Here is a 19,062-nt window from a genome sequence, read left to right as displayed (position 1 = left end):
AACCTATTATATACTATTAATTACTTAAAGAATATCGTATTATATGGGACATAAGAATTGTACGCTCCAGAAACAATAAAAATCAAAATAAATATAAAGAAGCTGAACAAAATAAAAGTTATTAAGAATAAAAATTTATTTTTAAAGAGTTTCTCTAATACAATGGGTACGATAAAAATCTCTACTGTTGAAAATATTGTACTAATTCTTCCACCAATTGTTGCTAAAGGTCCGAAACAAACTAACAGAATCGTTGATAAGCAATATAAAGATAATATTATATTGAAGTTTTCTGTAAAAACTGTGTTATTGTTTTTCACGAAAATAGTTGCGCCAATCAGTATAACTAATTGCATAATGAATACGGGATTAAAAATCCAATTGCCTTGTGCATAGTACCCAGATAAGTATCCATAGTAACGGTCTGGAATCATAAACCTAAATAAATTTGGGAAAAAGAAAATGATTCCTACAAATGCGCTAGATGAAATCAGTAATATTTCTTTAGGGACGTTGATCTCTTTAACAATCTGTACGAAAAGATACGCAGGAATAATAAAAATAGAAACAATATGAAATAATGAACCTACTAATGATAGTAGAATAATATTTCTTAAATTTCTTTTTTTGAACGCTGGTAAAGCCAATAAGAATATGATAGCCACAATAGAAGATCTTATTTGCCCCATATCACGTACTAGAAAAAATCTAGAGTAGTAATAGAGTAGTGCAATTGATGGAACCGGAAAATAATTATTAAGTGCATACGCAAGCAATAACATACTTATTATTGAGAATAATAAGACAAAAGTTGAAAAATTCATTCCTAGCTCACGAACGATATAATTTAATAAAAGATATCCAGGTTCTGCATCAATACTACCATCGAATATTTTATCCCAATTAATTAACCTATCAAAAAAATTGTTATAGGAAGAAAAATCATATCCCGTAGAAAATCTAAAACCTGCTAAACACATTAAAAATACGATACCAGCATAAAAATATATTTTTTTTCTAGTAAAATATTCTAAAACTGAAAATAAAGCTAGCAGTGCGAATGTTCCTACATAAATGTACAATGCTGTTCTCCTTATATATAGATTATTTTAATGATATTAGTTAAAGCTTTTGCAATCTCTAATTGTTCTCTATACCATTTTTTAGTCGTATTTTTCTTAAAACAAACAATTAAAATTTCATCTGGTTTAAACGACACTGGCTCAATAATATGATTCAAATTTGAAAAAATATTTGTATTATTTTGTTTGGAAATTTGATTTCTATCAATGATATTGTTTTCTTCTAAAACCAAAAATTTATTTTTAGATGTACCATTCAATAGTGAATTGATAATATTTAGTTTTTCTTCCACAGTTGATAAGTCTAAGGAATTGATATCAATCGCTTGAACATCATTTCCAAGTGTGAATTTTTGCGTGATAACTTTGGTTCTGTACTCTTTCCAACTTACTAAAAGAGTTCCTAGACCCACTGTAATAACTATCATTACTAATACTAATAAAATTATTTTTTTAATACTAATTCCTTCACTCACTTGTACTGGCAATGATTTATTAAATTGGATATCTTTATTGATATAATAGAACGTTTTATTATCAAAAAAAGGTAACTCGTTATTAGTCATTTCTTTTTGCAATAATTCAGATATTTGTTTTTGTTCTTGCTCAGGTACATCATCTGTAAACTGAACATCAATCGTATTTTGAATATCATTGTATCCTACACTTAGTTTTTCAAGTGTCTCATCTGAAAACTGATTTTTTTCCTGTAAACTAGTTAAAAATACTTGTTTTACAGCCCCTGAAGCAGTCACGATATTGCCTTGACTATTTTCTAAAATAAATGAGAATAATGGACGATTTATTTGATTAGTATTTTCAATCTTACTTTGAGAATAATTTGAATAGAAGAATAATCCACCTACAAGAAGCAAACTTATTATAAATGAAACAATATATACTTTTAAATGATCTCTAAAAAAAGAATATATATCTTTAGGTGACAGACTATTATTGGACATTTATTTCCCTCCATTTGTTACCGGTATTTTTTATTCACTCTGCTTTTTGTAAAGTATAAGATATCAGCTAGAAAAGAATGTAAAACTGTATAAGAGTTCCAAGATGTCAATACAGCCATTGGTTTATCTTCTTCGATAATCTTTAATCTTGTTTCTAATTCCTTCAATAAAGCTTTCAATGTTTTTATTTTATACTCTTTATTAGGTACATCAACTCGTTGGACAAAATTCAAATTTGATTCTGTTAGAATTTTCAATAATTCCAGTTTTCCTAATCGTATATTCTTCTTAGTTTCTGCAGATTTTTCTGTTTCTTCGTTTTCGATTTGCATGGCACTACTTCCATGTTTTCGCCATAATCCTGTTTTCTCATCTAGTAGATAAAGCTTGTCTGTTAAAACACCTGTAGACCACATCGCCATATCATGCACTGGATAAAGTGATGTTTCGAGAAACTCATCGAAAGTCGGAATAAAGTCTTTTTGAAAAGCATAAACCCAGCCTGGTCGATTTAAAAATACATTTTTTTTAGAAAAATAAATATAATCATTCGGTTGTTTTGTCGGTATCTTTCTCTTTTCACATGGATAAGAGACACCATTTTCTTCAAGTAGCTCATCATAATTAGAAACTAGTACTTTTATATTTTCCGGGTCGGACATTATCTTTTCAGACATATGTTTAATTTTGTGCGGGTACCAAATATCATCTTGGTCACTAAAAAAAATCACATCCCCCTTTGCTTGGTGAATCAAGCGGATGAAATTTTCTCTCCAACCGATGTTTACCTCATTGATCAACAGCTGCCATCCAGATAATTGGTTTTCTTCTATAAAATTAGTTACGATCTCAACAGTATGATCGGTTGAGCCATCATCACATAATAATACTTCATCAGGCATTCGTTCTTGATTTTTGATTGATTCTAATTGTTCAATGATATTTTTTTCACCATTATAAGTCGGCATAATCACTGAAACTGTAAAAGATTTATCTCTCATATTTACACTACCTACTTTTCTTTCTTATGTCTTTTGATTTTATAGTGATCTCCTTTTTGCTTTTCTAAAGGTGGCAATTGCATGTAATCTCCATATAGACTCTCTAAATATACTTTGTAATTTTTGGGGATAGATAACTTCGTGTCTTCAAACTCTACATAAACACCTTCAGCAAAAGTACTAGATGGTAAGAATTCCCTCACTCCATAAATTGTTGATACACTTACTCCTTTTAAACTAGAATCAATCTGTCGCTCATTCGTACTTTTAGCCAGTTGATTCATCTTCCTAGCAAAGTGATTCGCACCCTTACGTCTAGCATAATTAGCAATCATTTTTTTGATAAAAATAAATTTCTCTTCCGGTTTAAACTTTTTCTTACTCTCTGCACCTCTAAAAACATCTAATAACTTCATTCTTTTCACTAAAAACTTTTGGCTAAAAGTTTTTTCTGGTACAGAATCAATTGGGAAAATATCTAAAAATAATCCATGCTGAGCAACTCGATAATCATCATCGATATACGTTCGTGTATCATTTATTTTTGTAAAAGCATATTCCCATTTGTTATCTATTTCTAAAGCTTTTAATTCTAGAAAATCAGGCAACTTCTGTGCTAAGCTAATAAGTTTATTGTAATCTTTTCTAGGCATAATGATGTCTGCATCATCATCCCATGGAATAAAACCTTTATGTCTAATGGCCCCTAATAAGGTTCCACCAGCTAAAAAATATGTCATATCATGTTCTTGACAAAACTGATCAAAAAATTTTAATAAATCTAGCAAACCTTCATGAATTTCTTTTGTGCTTAAATAGTCAGACATTGTCTACTCCCTCTAATAAACCTTATATACCTTTAACATTTGTTGTAATGTATGGCTAACATCATATTCCACTAATTCTTGTGTTATTTCATTATTCCAAGGCTGACTTAAAATTGCTTCACACCAAGTTGATTTAGTTTCATCAAGCCCAATAAAGGTAACGTTTGGAGTTACTTTCGTGTCTGGAGAAATCGTACTCGATAATACGAGTTTTTTTCTACTTGCCTGAGCCTCTAAGCCGACCATTGGAAGACCTTCGTACAAAGATGTCATACAAAATACATCCATAGCTTGAAACAACTCTGGGATGTCATTTCTTTCACCTAAGAGGTATACATTTTTTGATAAGTTCAATTCAGTTATTTGTTTCTCTAAACTTTTTTGCAACGAACCAGCTCCAACAATTAACAATTTAGCATCTGTTTTCTTTTTTAATAGTTCGCTAACGATATCAATGAGATAGGCTTGATTTTTTTGCTTTTCGAGGCGACCAATATTCCCTATAACAAAATCAGTCGGGAAAAGTCCAAGCTCTGCTCGTTTCTCGGTACGTACATGTTCATCCGTCTTGTACAATGATAAATCAATACCATTATGAATAATCTCATAAGGATGACCTTGGAATAAGCTATCTCCAGCTTCTTTACTAACAGCTAAAAAATCAGTTGCTTCTTTAATAAGTAAATGATGTAAATATTTCCTTAATAAATTCATAAAAAAATTAGACGATTTTCCATCGCTAGTGGCATGACTATGTGCTATTCGTTGCTTTATTCCTCGTTTTCTAGCTAATAACAGGTTGATTCCTCCACCAAAATACACTTCATTATGGACGATATCGAAATGATGTTCTGCTAAAAGTTTTCTAACCTCAATCCAATACTTTATGATATTTTTTTTGGGATTAGTCACTACAAATATTCTTCCACCCATTTTTTTAATCTCTTCATGATAATCTGTCACGTGTGCATAATCATCATAAATCAAAAAATCGAACTGCACTTTGTGACGGTCGATTCTTCTGTATAGATTCATCATGAAAGATTCAGCTCCACCTTTGCCCATTCTCCCTTGAAAATGCAACACTCTTTTCACTTTGTTCACTTGATCACCTATTTTTCTATATTTATTACTCTATAACGGTTAAAAAGTATCGAATCTCTATAAGATACTTTCTGATAAGATATCCAAAGTATTCTTAAATCCATCTTTTGCATCAAAAAAAGCTTTCCATCCTAAAGCACTTAGCTTTTCGCTATTCAAACTGGAGTTATTCATAGGATTGAATTGTTTTGTTTCACCTTCAGTAGGCAAATCAAACTCCAAATCAACATTCCCGATTTCCGCAATCGTTTTAGCCATCTCTGCAATACTGATAATGGAATGTGGATTGGATATATTGTAGGCTTCTCCAGGATTTCCTTTAACAAGAGCATATAGCATGGCAGTAGCACAATCTAGACTATAAGTATAAGATCTTATTTGGCTACCTGTGCTTTTCATAATGATTTTTTTACCTTTCAAAGCATCTAAAACAAATGCTGAAGAAACACGTTTATCTTCTTGTTTTGCTGAAGGGCCATAAATATGTCCCGGACGAACAATGACACTCTTTACTGAATATTCTTTTAAGTAACTAACACATAATGTCTCAGCTGCACGTTTCCCCATAGAATAAGAAGAACGTGGATTCAACAGATCAATATAACCATAATCAGATTCAAGTAAAGGTCTACCTGTACTAAATTCTCCATAGACTTCACTTGATGATACATATAACAGTCTATCAACTTGTTCTTTCTTTGAGAACTCCAATAATGAATTTAGCCCAAAAATATTGCCTTGCATTGTTTCTACAGGTTTTTCTGAATAAAGTTCAGGACTCGCATGGCTCGCACCATGAATAATATAATCTACCTTATTAGTAAAAGTGAACTTTTTCGTCGCATCATACAATACTGGCACAATGCATTCACTCGCCAAATAAGTAGAAAAACGTGTTTTTAATCTTTCGATATTCCTTCCTAGGGTATATATCGTCAACTTCAAATCAAGTTCTTGATTAGCGATAATCAATAAATCGACAACGGCAGAACAAATCAACCCATTTGCTCCTGTGATCATAACAGATTTATCTTTAAATTTTTGGAATATATCAGTAGTTTCCTGGACACACATTTTTAAATTTGAAAGATAATTTTCGTTTTCTAATAGATTCATTTTCTTACCTGCCTTACTTGATCCAGTCATCATTTGTTGAATTCAATAATGCTTTAAAAATTTCTAAATCTTCTAGAGTAGTGATTTTCAAGTTTTTCTCTGATCCAGGTGAAAAGTAAGATTTTTTTCCTAAAACTTGCATCAACTGACATGAAGCTGCCATATCATTAATTCCTTTTTCTTCTGCTAATTGGTATGTCTCTATAATTTCACCCAATTGATACGTGTGCGGTGTTTGTGTACGAACTAAAAGATCGCGATTCAAAGAATTTACTGAACTTGTCTCCCCTTTTTGTTCTAACGTGAAAACAACTTCTGTACAAGGAATAACAGCTACAGCATTTCCATTTTCTTTATAAACTGCAATACTCTCGCTGATGATTTTTTCACTGACCATTGGTCGATTGCCATCATGAATCAATACAACATCATCTTTAGCTCTTTTTTTGTAGATTTCTTTCAATCCATTATAAATTGATTCTTGGCCAGAATTACCGCCTTCAACAATATACTTTAGTTTTGTGATATTGAATTGCTTTGCATAAGCAGTCAGCATTTCTTCCCAACCCTTTAAAATAACCACACAAATTTCATCAATCTCTGGATGTTCTTCAAAAGCTTTCAGTGTATAAACTAGGATTGGAATATTATTCACATGGATGAATTGCTTTGGAATATCTTGACCTGTTCTAGTTCCAGTACCTGAAGCAGTTAATAAAGCAATATTCATAAAATGATTTTCTCCTTTTCGTGATCTTAACTAACTGTAAGAACTTAATATTTTCTTTTTAATAAAGCGATTAATCGAGGGCTAATTCGCTGGATCTTATTTGCTAAAATAATAGTATGATAAGCGATTATAATTGGTAAGTTGAAATAAAACTTTGTCAATTTTTTAATGATCGAATCAGTACACGCAATCGAACGCGCTTCTTTTATTACATCACTGTTTAAAATTTCTTTTATTGCATATCTCTTTTCAGTATTAGTTAACTGATGCGTTTCAGCAATTGATAAAAGAACTGACGTTGTTCCTTTTAATAAAAGGGAAGCCATTCCTGCTTTATTATTATTATTTGTCACTTCATTTGCTCGCAAATAAAATTCTTCAAATGTTTGAAACTTATTTGCATTGTATTTATTTGTTATCCCTTTGCCACCTTGAAATTCATAGGTATAAACAATACCAGGATTCATTAGGACCTCATCACAGTATTCGAAATAATCTAAATTAAAAATACGATCTTCACAACTACTATAATTTTTGAATCGAACTCTATGTTTTTCTAACAAGTCTTTGCGATAGCATTTATTCCAAACAACATACATCAGTTGCTGATTCATCAATGTGTACATGTCTTCCATAAAATCTTCTCGCTTCGTGTATAGATGTTCGGTGACCTGGTTTATCTTCTCAGAGATCACTTTTTCATCATCTATAGTTCTAAATACGAAGGAACTCACAATCAAATCAGCATTCGGTTGTTTCTTCAAAAGTTGTTCATATTCTTTCAATACTGCTCGATTCGGAGTGTCATCTGCGTCAAAAAAGAGGATGTAGTCCCCCCGCGCACGATTGAGCCCCTCATTACGGGCAAATCCTGGTCCTTGGTTTTTAGTTGTCACCCATTGAAACTTAGGATTTTTGTCAACTAATTGATGGATCAACTGTTCTGTTTTATCCGTCGAGCCATCATTCACTAAAATCACTTCATAATCATTAAATTCTAAAGATTGTAATCTATCAATCGAACGCTCAATCGTATCTTCGGCATTATAGACAGGAACGATAATACTGAAAATCGGTTTTTTCATTTTTCAGCTCCTCCAACTCAACTGTAAATTTTTTCTTGGGGAAAATCTATTTCTTTTAATGAGCTGGCATTTTCATCCTCTTCTAAACCTTGAGAAGACATTTTATCAAAGAGGATCTTGATCGTTTGCAATAAGATCTTTAGATCCATCATTAAAGAATACTTTTTGATATACAACAAATCAAAGCGTAACTTGCTGTTATAGTCAGAAACATATTTCCCATAGACCTGTGCATAGCCGGTAATGCCCGCTCGGACATTATGTCTTAAATAATAATAAGGATTTTCTGCATTGAATTGATCCACAAAAAATGGTCTTTCTGGGCGTGGACCGACAATCGACATATCACCTTTCAATACATTAAAAATCTGTGGCAATTCATCAAAGCGTACGGCACGGATAAATTTACCAACTGGTGTTACTCGAGCATCATTACTTTTCGCTAAGACAGGCCCAGATTTTGCTTCCGCTGTCGCTGTCATTGACCGGAATTTATAGATTGAAAATTCTTTTTGATTTTTAGTGATACGGACTTGTTTATAAATGACAGGCCCGGGCGAAGTCACTTTGACTAGAATTGCTGTCAGCAACATGAAAGGTGATGCAAGAACCAATAAGACGAACGAGATGATAATATCGAATAAGCGTTTGAACAATTCATCTTCTGGTTGTATCCTGAAACCAGATGCTTCAATGATACTTTCATCTTCAAAATTCATGATATTTGGATTGATCATTGTTAAATTCTCAAAAGTCGTATTCAAGAATAATTTCTTTTCTTTTTTAGTAATCAATTGATAGATCTTGATTTTTTCATTTTCTTCAATATGTGAAGACAAGTAGACGATATCGATCGTATCGATCATCTTATTGATGTTCTCATAATAGTTATCGATAACGACAGCTTCAACTTTATGTTTATTATTTTTTTTAGATTGAAAATTTTGGATTGCTGGAGCAACATCTTTTTCAAGCCCAACGATCACTACTTTTTTATCTCTACTAACTTTTAAATATAATTTGTAGACCAAAATGCGGTATAAACTCAGCAAAACTGTTCCTACCACAAAAGATAAAAGAATGACTGCTCGCGGAAAGGCAAACCAACGACCAGCGAAAGTCACCACCATTACGCCTAAAGACATCAATACTTGCCCAATGACAGTCACAAATATAATGTCACTGATCATCCGATTGTAAAAGACGTATGCCCCTAACAAAATATTCAAGACGATAAAGATAATAGATATAAAGACTGCAGAATGTTGAAAGGTCTCAAAATTCCGTGAGGGAATTTCTCCTTGAAATTTCAATAAGAAACTTATATATATTGCTGCATTGTAAACCAAAACATCCATCATGATAATGAATATCCGACGAGCAGCATTCCATTCTCCATTTTTATTCATGTATACACTCCTAACCACAAAATAATACCTCTATCATCTTACCATAGCACACTTTAAAAACATAGTGAATAACCAAATTGTAACCTAATTTCAAAGTTTCTCTTGGTAGCTTTAGCAACACTGTTGTGTCAAAAACAGTCCCCATAAAACATGCCTCCAACAAGACTTGATGAGGTATCAAGTTCTGTTGGAGGCATAGCATAATATGCAAGAATTATTCTGGTCTCAACGAAAAATCGCCAATTCCTTGCTTTGTCAAATTGTCATTATAGAAAGGATCGTGTGCGATATATTTTGGCCATTTGTCTTGCATTTTTTTGATTTCACCCGCAAAGCGTTTCTGCTTTTCTGGCGTATCTTCGTACCCGCGAGATTTTGACTCAAAGTGATATAGTTCAACCTGATGAGCATACACATTGTTTCTGCCAAGTTCATAGACTTTAAGACATAAGTCTACATCATTGAAGGCAACTTGTAATGTCTCATCGAAGCCACCCACCGCTTTGAAATCATCTGCTTTGACCATCATACAAGCGGCGGTCACTGCTAAATAATCGACGTCGATCACTAAGCGACCAAAATAACCACAATGTGTGCGATCATAATTATTCAATGCATGACCAGCGACGCCGCCGATGCCAACTAGTACACCCGCATGTTGTGTCGTATCATCTGGATAATAAAGTTTTGCACCAACACAGCCAATCGAATCAAACTGAGCGTATGAGACCATTGTCGTCATCCAATTAGGTGCGATCACTTCCGTATCATTGTTCAAGAACAAATAATACTTTCCACTTGCTTTTTCTGCCGCAAGATTGTTGATACGAGAATAGTTGAAGGGAATATCGATCAACTCAACAATAAATCGTTCTTTCAGTTGTTCCTTATAGGAGTCAAAAAGATTCTGCATGTTCGGATCAGTACTACCGTTATCGGCTACGATGATCTCGTAATTAGGATAGGTTGTTTTTTCGATGATTGAATCAATACACATTTTCAAATCGTCATACCCATTTTTGGTTGGGATGATGACGCTGACTAGCTCCTCTTGTAAGACGTCATAGTTGATCTCATAAAATCCTGAGATTCTACCTGGTCGCACTTGCCCTTTGATATTTCTACGAGCCAACGCATCCGTCAAAGCTTTCACACCAGAATCGTAAATATAGCTTTTAGCTTCGCCACTGCTGGCTGTTGATCCTGGAATCGTGCGCCAATGATAAAGCACGCGGTCGATATGATAAATATGTTCTGCTGGGATCTTTTCGGTAAAACGGAGAACTAAGTCATAATCTTGTGAGCCTTCATAGCCTTTACGGAAGCCACCTAGCTCTTTGACAATACTTAATCGATAGACCCCTAAATGAGAAATATAGTTATTTCCCATCAACGTATTAGGTGACCAGTCTGCTTTAAAATGAGGGTCGAAGCGATTGCCATCCGCGTCGATCTTATCTTCATCACTATAGATCAAATCAAGTTCTGGTCGTTCATTCAACACATTGACTACTTCAAACAACGCATTAATAGGAAGTTCATCGTCGTTATCAAGTAATGCCATGAATTCCCCTTCTGCGATCTCAAGTGCAGAATTCGTAGCTAAACTAATATGTCCGTTTTCTTCACGAAAGACAACTTTGATTCGTGAGTCTTTTTGCTGATAACGTTCTAAGCATTTATGGATTTTGGGATCGGTAGAGGCATCATCGCTGATACATAATTCCCAATGATCATATGTCTGAGCAATCACAGAATCGATACATTTTTCTAACCATTTGATTTCTACGTTATAAACTGGCATCACGACAGAAATCAATGGGCGGTAGGCAAAGGCTTGCGCTTTTGTCTTTTGTGCCGCTACATCGATTTGTTCATGTTTAGCAATCCATTGTGCATAGTCGATCGAACCTGGCTTCAATTCCATTTTCACGCGACGTACAGCCTTTTTCAGGCCATGGGTCCGAGCATAGTTCAACCCTTTTTTTAGTAATCTTTTTTTCTTTTCTAAACTAGACTCAATGCCATCATCATAAGGATAGCGCCCATTCAATTTGACCGATATCCCATTTTGATGATCTTTCGTTTGAAAATCTAAAATCGCTTTTCCCTTCATCTTTCCAGATAATCGAAGATTAAAACCACTTTGAGTTTTTACATCCAATTCATAAAGATGATTGATATCCAAACGTACGACTGGCGTATTTTTTGCTATAATATTTTCTTTTTCGACTTGGATCGTCGGAATTTCTTTCGTTACTTCATCGATTGCCCAACCAACGATCAATAAATCGCCAGTCGCCCGCTCACGAGTGATCTTATCGATAAATACAGCAATTTCTTTTTTTTGCACTGGTTTGGTACTCCTTTACCTAATAAGTTATTTACATTTCAACTAGCCAAGACTGCCCATTTTCTGCAATCAATTCGAATAAAAATGATTTTTCTTGTTCACACGCTATCTGGATCTCAAAACCAGCTTTTGTGTGGGGAGGAAGTTTTTCGGCTTCATTCACTTCGACTCGCTCGATCTGTTGAACCTCGAAGAATGGTGATTGATCTACAGATAGTTTGTAAGATAAAGGTTTACGTTCCGCATTAGAAATTCCCCATCCAATGATTTTGAGTAATTTTGTTTCTGGATCCCAACTTTTTTCGTCGATACAAAGAGAAAGTTCTTTGGCTTGGATTTTTTTCGCCGTTTCTTTTGGTTTCACCAATCGTCCTTTTGGTTTTATTGCCCAATTGTTAGGCTGCAACAAGTCAAAATATCGATCAGTCGTAGTCTTCAAGACTTTCGTCAGTTCTTTATTCTCTGCTTGTAATCGTTGGTTTTCTTTCGTCAGTCTCTCATTTTCGGCAGACAATTCTTTTTGAACAGCAGCCATAGGTTTGATTTCTCTAAGGACTTCAGCCATCGTTGCTGGTAATTCACCAATGAATCGATAATGGCAAGAGATTTTGATCGTCTCGCCACTGATATTGGTCAGTTCCAATCTTGGTGCTTCTGATCCATCAAAGATATAGCAGTCTGTCGCTGTTTTGATGACTGCATTCGATGCGATAAATTCAAGTTTTACTCCGTCTACTTCCACACTGAACTCAAGATAACTTGGTTGCTTTTCAAATTGAAAAGTAAAACTGGTCGGTTCTTCTGTCAGTGGGAAAGTCAATTCTTGGTTTTCCCCCGTATGATTATTGAACGGAATCTTTAATATTTCTTCTTGCGTACTCTTTTTGATGATTTCCATCATTTTGACATAATTTGAATTTTGCGGTGTATTGATTTTAGCTTCCACATTTGGGTGTTTTTTCAATGAAAAGAAATACTGATACACTTCGCCAAATGGACGCATTTTGAAATCATAACGAACTGCTTCTGGTAAGTCAGTATAAGCTGACTTTAATTCAGTATCCCCTACTGCTAGATATAAATAATCTTCAATGTTGATGTGCAGATCAGCTTTTGCAAATACTTTTTGAAAGCCTTCGTGGGTATAAAATGAATTATGTGTTTCATCCAGTAGCCCAAAAGAAGCCCACGGCAATTCGTTATTAAAGAGGTGAATCAATACAGAGTTATGCACGAGATTAGGAAAAGTAATCAAAATCTCGCCTTCTTCATTTAGAAACTCTCTGACTTTTTTTAATGTCTTCAAAGGATCAACTAAATGTTCCAACACATCTGCAAATAATATATAATCAAACGTTTGACCAGCATAATATTTTGCCCATTCAAAACTTTCGATATCCCCATAAAAACCATCTTGGGCGATTTCATTGACGTAATCAAATAGTTCTTTGTCCAGTTCAACAATGCTTACTTCACAGTTTTTTGCACCGATCAAATGTTTCGTCATGCGTCCATTGCCTGGACCAAATTCCAAGACTTTACTTCCTGGTTTGATTTGTCCGACAATCTTACCTACGCTACTTTGTTCATCTAAGTCCATCTCGAAATCATACTTCATTGTTTTGATCTCCTTCTTTCCACTGGTGATCCAAGACCACGATCCCTTCACCAATATAAGAACCTGTCACAAATAAGTTCATATACTTCGTCTTATAAACTAATGGAACAGTGGCATTTTCTTCAAAAACCGCCACATCGAAATAGTATTCACCAGCAAGTAATCCTAACTTCTTATACTTGAGATAAAAGACATTTTTTCCTTTTTCCCAAGGAATCGTGATATCGTCCAATAGAGTATTCAAGCCACAGACATAGAAATTATCGACCGTTCGCAGAGCAATCCCTAACACAGGTTTCTTGATGGTATCATCTTTTACTTCATAGGTGACCTTTACATAAAGATCTTCTCCTTGTTCTAACATATCGATCGGTTGCTTGTTTTCATCTAGTAATTCAGCGCTTAACACATCGACGATATCTGGGGCAGCAAAACGCTCCACTTGATTTTTGTTACGATCCACTGTTTTTACTGATTTTTTCTTTAAGAAGTTTTCGTAATTGGTTGTCACATCCATCGTGTCACCAAATTCTACGACTTCACCATTTTTTAGCCAGTAAGAGCGATCACAGAAACGACGGATCGAGCTGATATCATGGGAAACAAATAAAATCGTCTTCCCAGAATTTTTGATTTCTGTAAATTTTTCCATACATTTCAATTGGAACTCTAAGTCTCCAACTGCAAGTGCTTCATCAACGATCAGAATATCTGGATTGACGTTGATCGCTACCGCAAAAGCTAAGCGAACGAACATCCCACTTGAGTAAGTTTTGACTGGTTGATAAACGTGGTCTCCGATATCTGCGAAATCAATGATGTCATCCACCATCGCATCGACTTCTTCACGGGAAAAGCCAAGAACCATTCCATTTAAATAAATATTTTCATACCCAGAATATTCTGGATTAAAACCTGAACCCAATTCAAGTAAGGCAGAAATCTTTCCTTCGATCTCCATGGTTCCACTTGTTGGAGTCAAAACGCCTGTAATGATTTTGAGCATCGTTGATTTACCGGAACCATTTTCACCGACAAAACCAATCATTTCACCTTTTTTGATCTCTACATCAATATTTTTCAATGCATAAAAAACATCATGGTACGATTTCTTGAACGGATTCAAAGCTTCTCTAAAACGATCCGTCGGTTTCGCATACATATTATATGATTTAGTGATGTTGTTTAATTTAATTGCGTATTCTGTCATAACTATACTCCTTACAGCACATCTGAAAAATGTGGTTTCAATCTACGGAACACTAAGGAACCGATTACGAACATGATTAATGTAACTACCCAAAAATAGATTGTATAAGTGCCATGTTCCCAGAACCAAGCTTGACTTAGGAAGGATTCACGATAACCTTGGACAACATAATACAAGGGGTTTAGTTTTAGAATCTGTATGATTGCTGGATTAAATTGACTTGGACTCCAAAGAATCGGCAAGGTCCACATAATCAGCTGTAACAAAATCGTGATAAATTGCATGATATCTGGTATAAAAGGTTGGATCGATGCCGTCAACCACGTCAAACCAGTCAAAAAAGCGACCATGCAAAATAGGTAATAAATCAATTGTAAAGACATGACCGTTGGAAAAATACCATGTCCCATTGTTACGACTAATCCAATCAAAATAAAGAACATATGTGAGTACAAGTTTGAAAGGATTTTAGTTGTTGGTAAGATACGGATATTGAATACTACTTTTTTTACTAAATAGGTGTATTCCCGGAAAACAAGTGTTGTAGAGGTAAACGCATCTGAGAAAAAGAACCATGGAACCATCCCTGTGATCAGATAGACGATAAACGGATACTTCCCATCAGTCATCGCTGCTTTCAAGCCAAAGCCAAAGACTAACCAGTAAATGAGAACCGTAAACACAGGATTGATGAACGCCCATAAAATCCCTAAAAATGAACCCGCAAAACGTGATTTAAAATCATTTAACGAGAATTGAAGTAATAACTTTCGATTTTGATAGATATCCTTCATAAATAAAAACAAATCTTTAAACATTTGTGTTCCTCCAAGCAGTTTCAATTAATTACAGTCAACAGCCATTTTACCACATTTTGAGCTAAGGACTGCGATATTCGTTGTTTCTTAATTTTCTATTAAGCAAACTTTTTGTCAACGTTACTATTTTACAAAAGATGATACTTAAATGCAATGAAGCAAAAAACGTGGGTCTGCCTAAAATGGCTTACCCACGTTTTCATTTTATTGATTGAGGTAAGAACAGAAGTGTTGAGCCTTATGTCAGAAGAGGTTGCTTCTGTTCACACCATTTATTCGATTCTAAGGTGACAGTCAAAAGTAATGGACACTTTTGGCGCACACCCTTATTTTTCAAATTTAGTGATAACGTGCAAGTCTTGAAGTTGACAGTTGTTCTTCCTCTTGTATTTTGATTCGCTTACCTGGTAGCTGATCGTAACGATGACTTGCCATCGCTAACAACAAGTAGCCGATAGGTACCCAAGGGAAAGAAGTCAATGTATCTTCCATAAACGATTGGATCATCACTGCCATGAATGCCCACAAAAACGTAAGCTGACCATTCGAAAAATCAGCTTTCAGTGTTAGTCTTCCAACAAAAACAAGTAATAAAATCCCTACAATTGCGATTCCTATCAATCCATATAAATTCAAAATAGAGTTATAACTATTGTGATTACCTAAAACCTCATCCCCACGAAAATATAGAAAAGGTTTCATTCCAACCAGTAGTTGCTCCGTACTCTCGGAAATCGTTTGATAAAATTTTAACCATATACCCTCTCTACCAGTGAAGAGATTGATCTCTTCAGAAGTGGCAGCTAAATAGGAAATCGGTAGTGCTAGACTAAAAATAGCTAAATAGCCGATAAAAGGTGCCCGAATAAATTTAAAGAATCTTTTAGGCCAGATATCCAATAAAGCAAAAATGATGATCGCAATCAATGCTGAGCGTGATTGACATACCCAGATTCCTAAAAATGCAGCAATGATTGCTGGTACTCCAAGAATCCGAATATACCAACGTTCAAATGAACTGGCGAAACCACTGATCAGTAGTCCAAGCATCATCAACGAGCTACCGATCGTATTCGTATTGATCCAAATATCGGATAATTTATTATCTTGGTTCCATATACTTTGTCCTTCAGGTACTTGAATCTCTGTAAAGACTCGATATACCGTAACAGCAAGGAAAAATGAGAAGACAAGCAAATAAATTCCCCGATCGACTTTGTCGAATTCGATCCACTTTACACTCAATCCAATCAGAATCAAGATCGGGATCAACAGATTACCTGCCAAAGAACCTTCTCGTATTCCACTGAAATACGTATAGAAACAGAAGATGACAACTGCTGCTCCTAGATAAAAAAAGTCAAATCCTCTTGCTTTATAGATATTCAGTCCTGTTAAAACAAAGACACCAAACGTGACGAATTGTGCGCTATGCTCATATAAAAATAAAGTAGTTGGTGTTCCTATACCGATCGTCCAGACAGAAAAAAGGGCGATCAGCATCAGTAACAAGATTCCAGTACTCATTTTATTTACGAATTTTTCTACAAATGTTTGAATGTTTTCCACCTCCTCTGCTAAACAATACATTTTTTAAACGGATCATTGGATCAGCGTTACCAAGAATTTTTCTGACTGATCCAATATCTCCATTTTTTTAGCACACATCTTTTTCAAACTACACATTTTTTATTGACCTGTTGATTGTGTTTGCCAAATAGCATAATTTGGATAGGTAACTTCATAAATCATGTGCCCATCGTCGTCTGGTCCATATAATTTAGTGAACTGTGCTTCATTGCGCTGGTTATAGTCATCTAAAGGACGTTTGGTTACCACATATTTAATGCCTAACTTTTCAGCATCATCAAAATTCAATGTCACTGAGAACATATCTGGACGATCTAATTTGAAGGCTGTATCTTCTTTGGCAATAAAGGCTCTAGTATGAGCATAGCGATTATAGAATCGCTCATACTCGCCTTCTGGATCAATCAACTGCCATGCAGCTTTGTCGGGATAAAAGCGAACCGTATTGAACGCCTTCACTCCTAGGGCTGGTGTGAAATTATAGAGCTCATCTTCCGTTAACCATACTTGACCTGGATCTTGTTGATCGATTTTTTGGATTTCTTTGGCTAACGTTTTTTCAAAAATCGCGCCTGTTCCTTGGACAACTGGATTCACAAAGAAACCAGAAGCAATGATCAATGCACTAAATGAAAGGTAGAAAAGTACGCGTTGTCGAAACAGTACAAATGCTAAAAGGAGTGTTCCCAACACAATCACACTGATCAGCTCAAAGTCTGAGAAATACCCTTCCATCTTGGAACCTTGTAACGCATAGTAATAGATTCCTGCATTAGCAATCAATAAGACGAATTTATACCATGTAGGGATGACATCGTGTTTCCAAATATATGCGATAAACCAAATCGATAGCAGAAAGGCCGCAAAACTAAAAGTCAAGATTGCACGAAACGGCGGGACAAATGATAACAACGTCAATTGAGCCATCGTTCTAGACAAGCCAACGGTGATCCAAAAAATCGCGAAGAGACAAAAAATCATTAAGATTCGACCAATGATTTTTTGATCGTCGTCTTTTTTCCCAAACAAGACAAATGGACTTGCTAAGAATACCGTTGGGAAGAAATGGTAAAATAGTGCTACTTCTGAATTATTTGAGAAACTGATATCCTCGAATGGGATTTTCCAGTTCGTTAAGAAATAGAAAAATTCACTTAGTTTCCATTTTCCACCTGTACTTACTCGATTCCCAGGATATAACGTATTTAAAGAGGCGAGCAAAGCATCTTTAGAGATTGACCAAAAATGCCACATGACAATGCCAATAAATAGTAAGGCGGCAGTAATCAACACCGCATCAAACCAATCCCATTGTATTTTTTTGCGGTAATAGATCAGTAACCCGATAAAATAAAAAACTAATAGATAGGCGAGCATCACTTGATGGGCCGGATAGATGACTAAGATAAATCCGAGACCGAATATGACTACTAGTAACATCATCAATGCGCGCAGCCACTTTTTTTCATGTTGATAAAAATAATGATAAAAGGCGACCATTAAACCAATCGTAAAGAAAATCAAATCGCCAACGTGTTGCATGAACCACCATTGAACAGCTGGTGAGAAGGTCAATGCAAATGAACCAATCAACGAAAGTGGCTTGTTTCGTTTCGTCAAGATCATCAGGAGTTCAAATCCTAACAAAACCATGACTACCAGTTTCATTGCCCAATAAAAAGATAACCCTCGATCCCTTCCTAAAAAGAAGAATCCCCAGTTAAATGGTTTACCGATAACAGTGATATCTTTCACTGGTGAATTGTAGGCAATGATCATATTTTGACCATTCAGTGAATAATCTTCGTTGATGACCGGATAACCCGATTCTGCTTGAGAGAAGTAAAAAGGCGTTTGTACCAGCCATTCATCTGAGCGAACTTCTCGATTTTGACCAAAAATCACATCCGTCTTTTTCCCATCATCTCTTTGGGACACATAGTTATCCCAACTGCCAATCGAGCTACCATTCAAGTTGAAGGTCACAACGATAACGATCACCAGTAAGCCGATCACATAACGCAATTTCAATAGGATATCTAAAAATAGATTCGTCTGTTCTGTCTCCGGTTCTCGTGATTTATCTCGCCTTGCACTTCTTGTTTGTTTTTCCATAAAATTCTCCAATTTCTTCGTTGTTTCTTTTTTCTAAGGAAA

The 19,062-nt window shown here is 35.0% G+C and carries 15 protein-coding genes; all 15 read right to left on the bottom strand.

Annotated features, from left to right (window positions below; all coding sequences use genetic code 11):
- Positions 1–20 precede the first annotated feature (20 nt).
- The 15 genes from CUS89_RS06310 to CUS89_RS06240 all read right to left on the bottom strand — a co-directional run bounded on the left by CUS89_RS06310 (position 21) and on the right by CUS89_RS06240 (position 19,020).
- Positions 21–1,082, bottom strand: a complete 1,062-nt coding sequence (locus CUS89_RS06310; RefSeq protein WP_104871482.1) for an EpsG family protein — start codon at positions 1,080–1,082, stop codon at positions 21–23.
- An 11-nt stretch (positions 1,083–1,093) separates the two neighbouring features.
- The gene (locus CUS89_RS06305; protein ID WP_104871481.1) at positions 1,094–2,044 is read right to left on the bottom strand and encodes a hypothetical protein; all 951 of its coding nucleotides are present in this window, start codon (positions 2,042–2,044) and stop codon (positions 1,094–1,096) included.
- Positions 2,045–2,061: 17 nt separating this feature from the next.
- The gene (locus CUS89_RS06300) at positions 2,062–3,045 is read right to left on the bottom strand and encodes a glycosyltransferase (protein WP_104871480.1); all 984 of its coding nucleotides are present in this window, start codon (positions 3,043–3,045) and stop codon (positions 2,062–2,064) included.
- Between the two features lie 11 nt (positions 3,046–3,056).
- The gene (locus CUS89_RS06295) at positions 3,057–3,872 is read right to left on the bottom strand and encodes a LicD family protein (protein ID WP_104871479.1); all 816 of its coding nucleotides are present in this window, start codon (positions 3,870–3,872) and stop codon (positions 3,057–3,059) included.
- A 12-nt stretch (positions 3,873–3,884) separates the two neighbouring features.
- The gene (locus CUS89_RS06290; protein ID WP_181055326.1) at positions 3,885–4,967 is read right to left on the bottom strand and encodes a glycosyltransferase family 1 protein; all 1,083 of its coding nucleotides are present in this window, start codon (positions 4,965–4,967) and stop codon (positions 3,885–3,887) included.
- Positions 4,968–5,033: 66 nt separating this feature from the next.
- Complete coding sequence (locus CUS89_RS06285) at positions 5,034–6,092, bottom strand: NAD-dependent epimerase/dehydratase family protein (protein ID WP_104871478.1); 1,059 nt, start codon at positions 6,090–6,092, stop codon at positions 5,034–5,036.
- 13 nt (positions 6,093–6,105) lie between these two features.
- Positions 6,106–6,822: an IspD/TarI family cytidylyltransferase gene (locus CUS89_RS06280; RefSeq protein ID WP_104871477.1), complete on the bottom strand. Its 717-nt coding sequence runs from the start codon at positions 6,820–6,822 to the stop codon at positions 6,106–6,108.
- Between the two features lie 44 nt (positions 6,823–6,866).
- Complete coding sequence (locus CUS89_RS06275) at positions 6,867–7,907, bottom strand: glycosyltransferase family 2 protein (protein ID WP_104871476.1); 1,041 nt, start codon at positions 7,905–7,907, stop codon at positions 6,867–6,869.
- Between the two features lie 17 nt (positions 7,908–7,924).
- The gene (locus CUS89_RS06270; protein WP_104871475.1) at positions 7,925–9,316 is read right to left on the bottom strand and encodes a sugar transferase; all 1,392 of its coding nucleotides are present in this window, start codon (positions 9,314–9,316) and stop codon (positions 7,925–7,927) included.
- A 214-nt stretch (positions 9,317–9,530) separates the two neighbouring features.
- Positions 9,531–11,669, bottom strand: a complete 2,139-nt coding sequence (locus CUS89_RS06265; RefSeq protein ID WP_104871474.1) for a glycosyltransferase family 2 protein — start codon at positions 11,667–11,669, stop codon at positions 9,531–9,533.
- Between the two features lie 31 nt (positions 11,670–11,700).
- On the bottom strand, positions 11,701–13,287 hold the full coding sequence (locus CUS89_RS06260; protein WP_104871473.1) for a class I SAM-dependent methyltransferase: 1,587 nt from the start codon (positions 13,285–13,287) through the stop codon (positions 11,701–11,703).
- Entirely contained in the window at positions 13,277–14,497 is a 1,221-nt protein-coding gene (locus tag CUS89_RS06255) for an ABC transporter ATP-binding protein (RefSeq protein ID WP_010735938.1), read from the bottom strand. Before CUS89_RS06255 ends, CUS89_RS06260 begins: the two co-directional genes overlap by 11 nt.
- An 11-nt stretch (positions 14,498–14,508) precedes the next feature.
- Positions 14,509–15,315 (bottom strand): ABC transporter permease, encoded by an 807-nt coding sequence (locus CUS89_RS06250; RefSeq protein ID WP_104871472.1) that lies wholly within the window; start codon positions 15,313–15,315, stop codon positions 14,509–14,511.
- Positions 15,316–15,654: 339 nt separating this feature from the next.
- Positions 15,655–16,884 (bottom strand): EpaQ family protein, encoded by a 1,230-nt coding sequence (locus CUS89_RS06245; RefSeq protein WP_181055324.1) that lies wholly within the window; start codon positions 16,882–16,884, stop codon positions 15,655–15,657.
- Positions 16,885–17,004: 120 nt separating this feature from the next.
- Positions 17,005–19,020, bottom strand: a complete 2,016-nt coding sequence (locus CUS89_RS06240) for a DUF7657 domain-containing protein (RefSeq protein ID WP_104871471.1) — start codon at positions 19,018–19,020, stop codon at positions 17,005–17,007.
- Positions 19,021–19,062: the final 42 nt, after the last annotated feature.

The organism is Enterococcus mundtii, from assembly GCF_002947535.1.
In the GTDB taxonomy this organism is placed as follows: domain Bacteria; phylum Bacillota; class Bacilli; order Lactobacillales; family Enterococcaceae; genus Enterococcus_B; species Enterococcus_B mundtii_B.
This window is presented reverse-complemented; position numbering and strand designations above follow the sequence as displayed.

What these genes read in the sequence shown, in the direction of transcription:
- CUS89_RS06240 (WP_104871471.1), bottom strand. Translation starts at nt 19,020, where the DNA reads ATGGAAAAACAAACAAGAAGTGCAAGGCGAGATAAATCACGAGAACCG.
- CUS89_RS06300 (WP_104871480.1), bottom strand. Translation starts at nt 3,045, where the DNA reads ATGAGAGATAAATCTTTTACAGTTTCAGTGATTATGCCGACTTATAAT.
- CUS89_RS06260 (WP_104871473.1), bottom strand. Translation starts at nt 13,287, where the DNA reads ATGAAGTATGATTTCGAGATGGACTTAGATGAACAAAGTAGCGTAGGT.
- CUS89_RS06295 (WP_104871479.1), bottom strand. Translation starts at nt 3,872, where the DNA reads ATGTCTGACTATTTAAGCACAAAAGAAATTCATGAAGGTTTGCTAGAT.
- CUS89_RS06305 (WP_104871481.1), bottom strand. Translation starts at nt 2,044, where the DNA reads ATGTCCAATAATAGTCTGTCACCTAAAGATATATATTCTTTTTTTAGA.
- CUS89_RS06285 (WP_104871478.1), bottom strand. Translation starts at nt 6,092, where the DNA reads ATGAATCTATTAGAAAACGAAAATTATCTTTCAAATTTAAAAATGTGT.
- CUS89_RS06280 (WP_104871477.1), bottom strand. Translation starts at nt 6,822, where the DNA reads ATGAATATTGCTTTATTAACTGCTTCAGGTACTGGAACTAGAACAGGT.
- CUS89_RS06275 (WP_104871476.1), bottom strand. Translation starts at nt 7,907, where the DNA reads ATGAAAAAACCGATTTTCAGTATTATCGTTCCTGTCTATAATGCCGAA.
- CUS89_RS06250 (WP_104871472.1), bottom strand. Translation starts at nt 15,315, where the DNA reads ATGTTTAAAGATTTGTTTTTATTTATGAAGGATATCTATCAAAATCGA.
- CUS89_RS06270 (WP_104871475.1), bottom strand. Translation starts at nt 9,316, where the DNA reads ATGAATAAAAATGGAGAATGGAATGCTGCTCGTCGGATATTCATTATC.
- CUS89_RS06255 (WP_010735938.1), bottom strand. Translation starts at nt 14,497, where the DNA reads ATGACAGAATACGCAATTAAATTAAACAACATCACTAAATCATATAAT.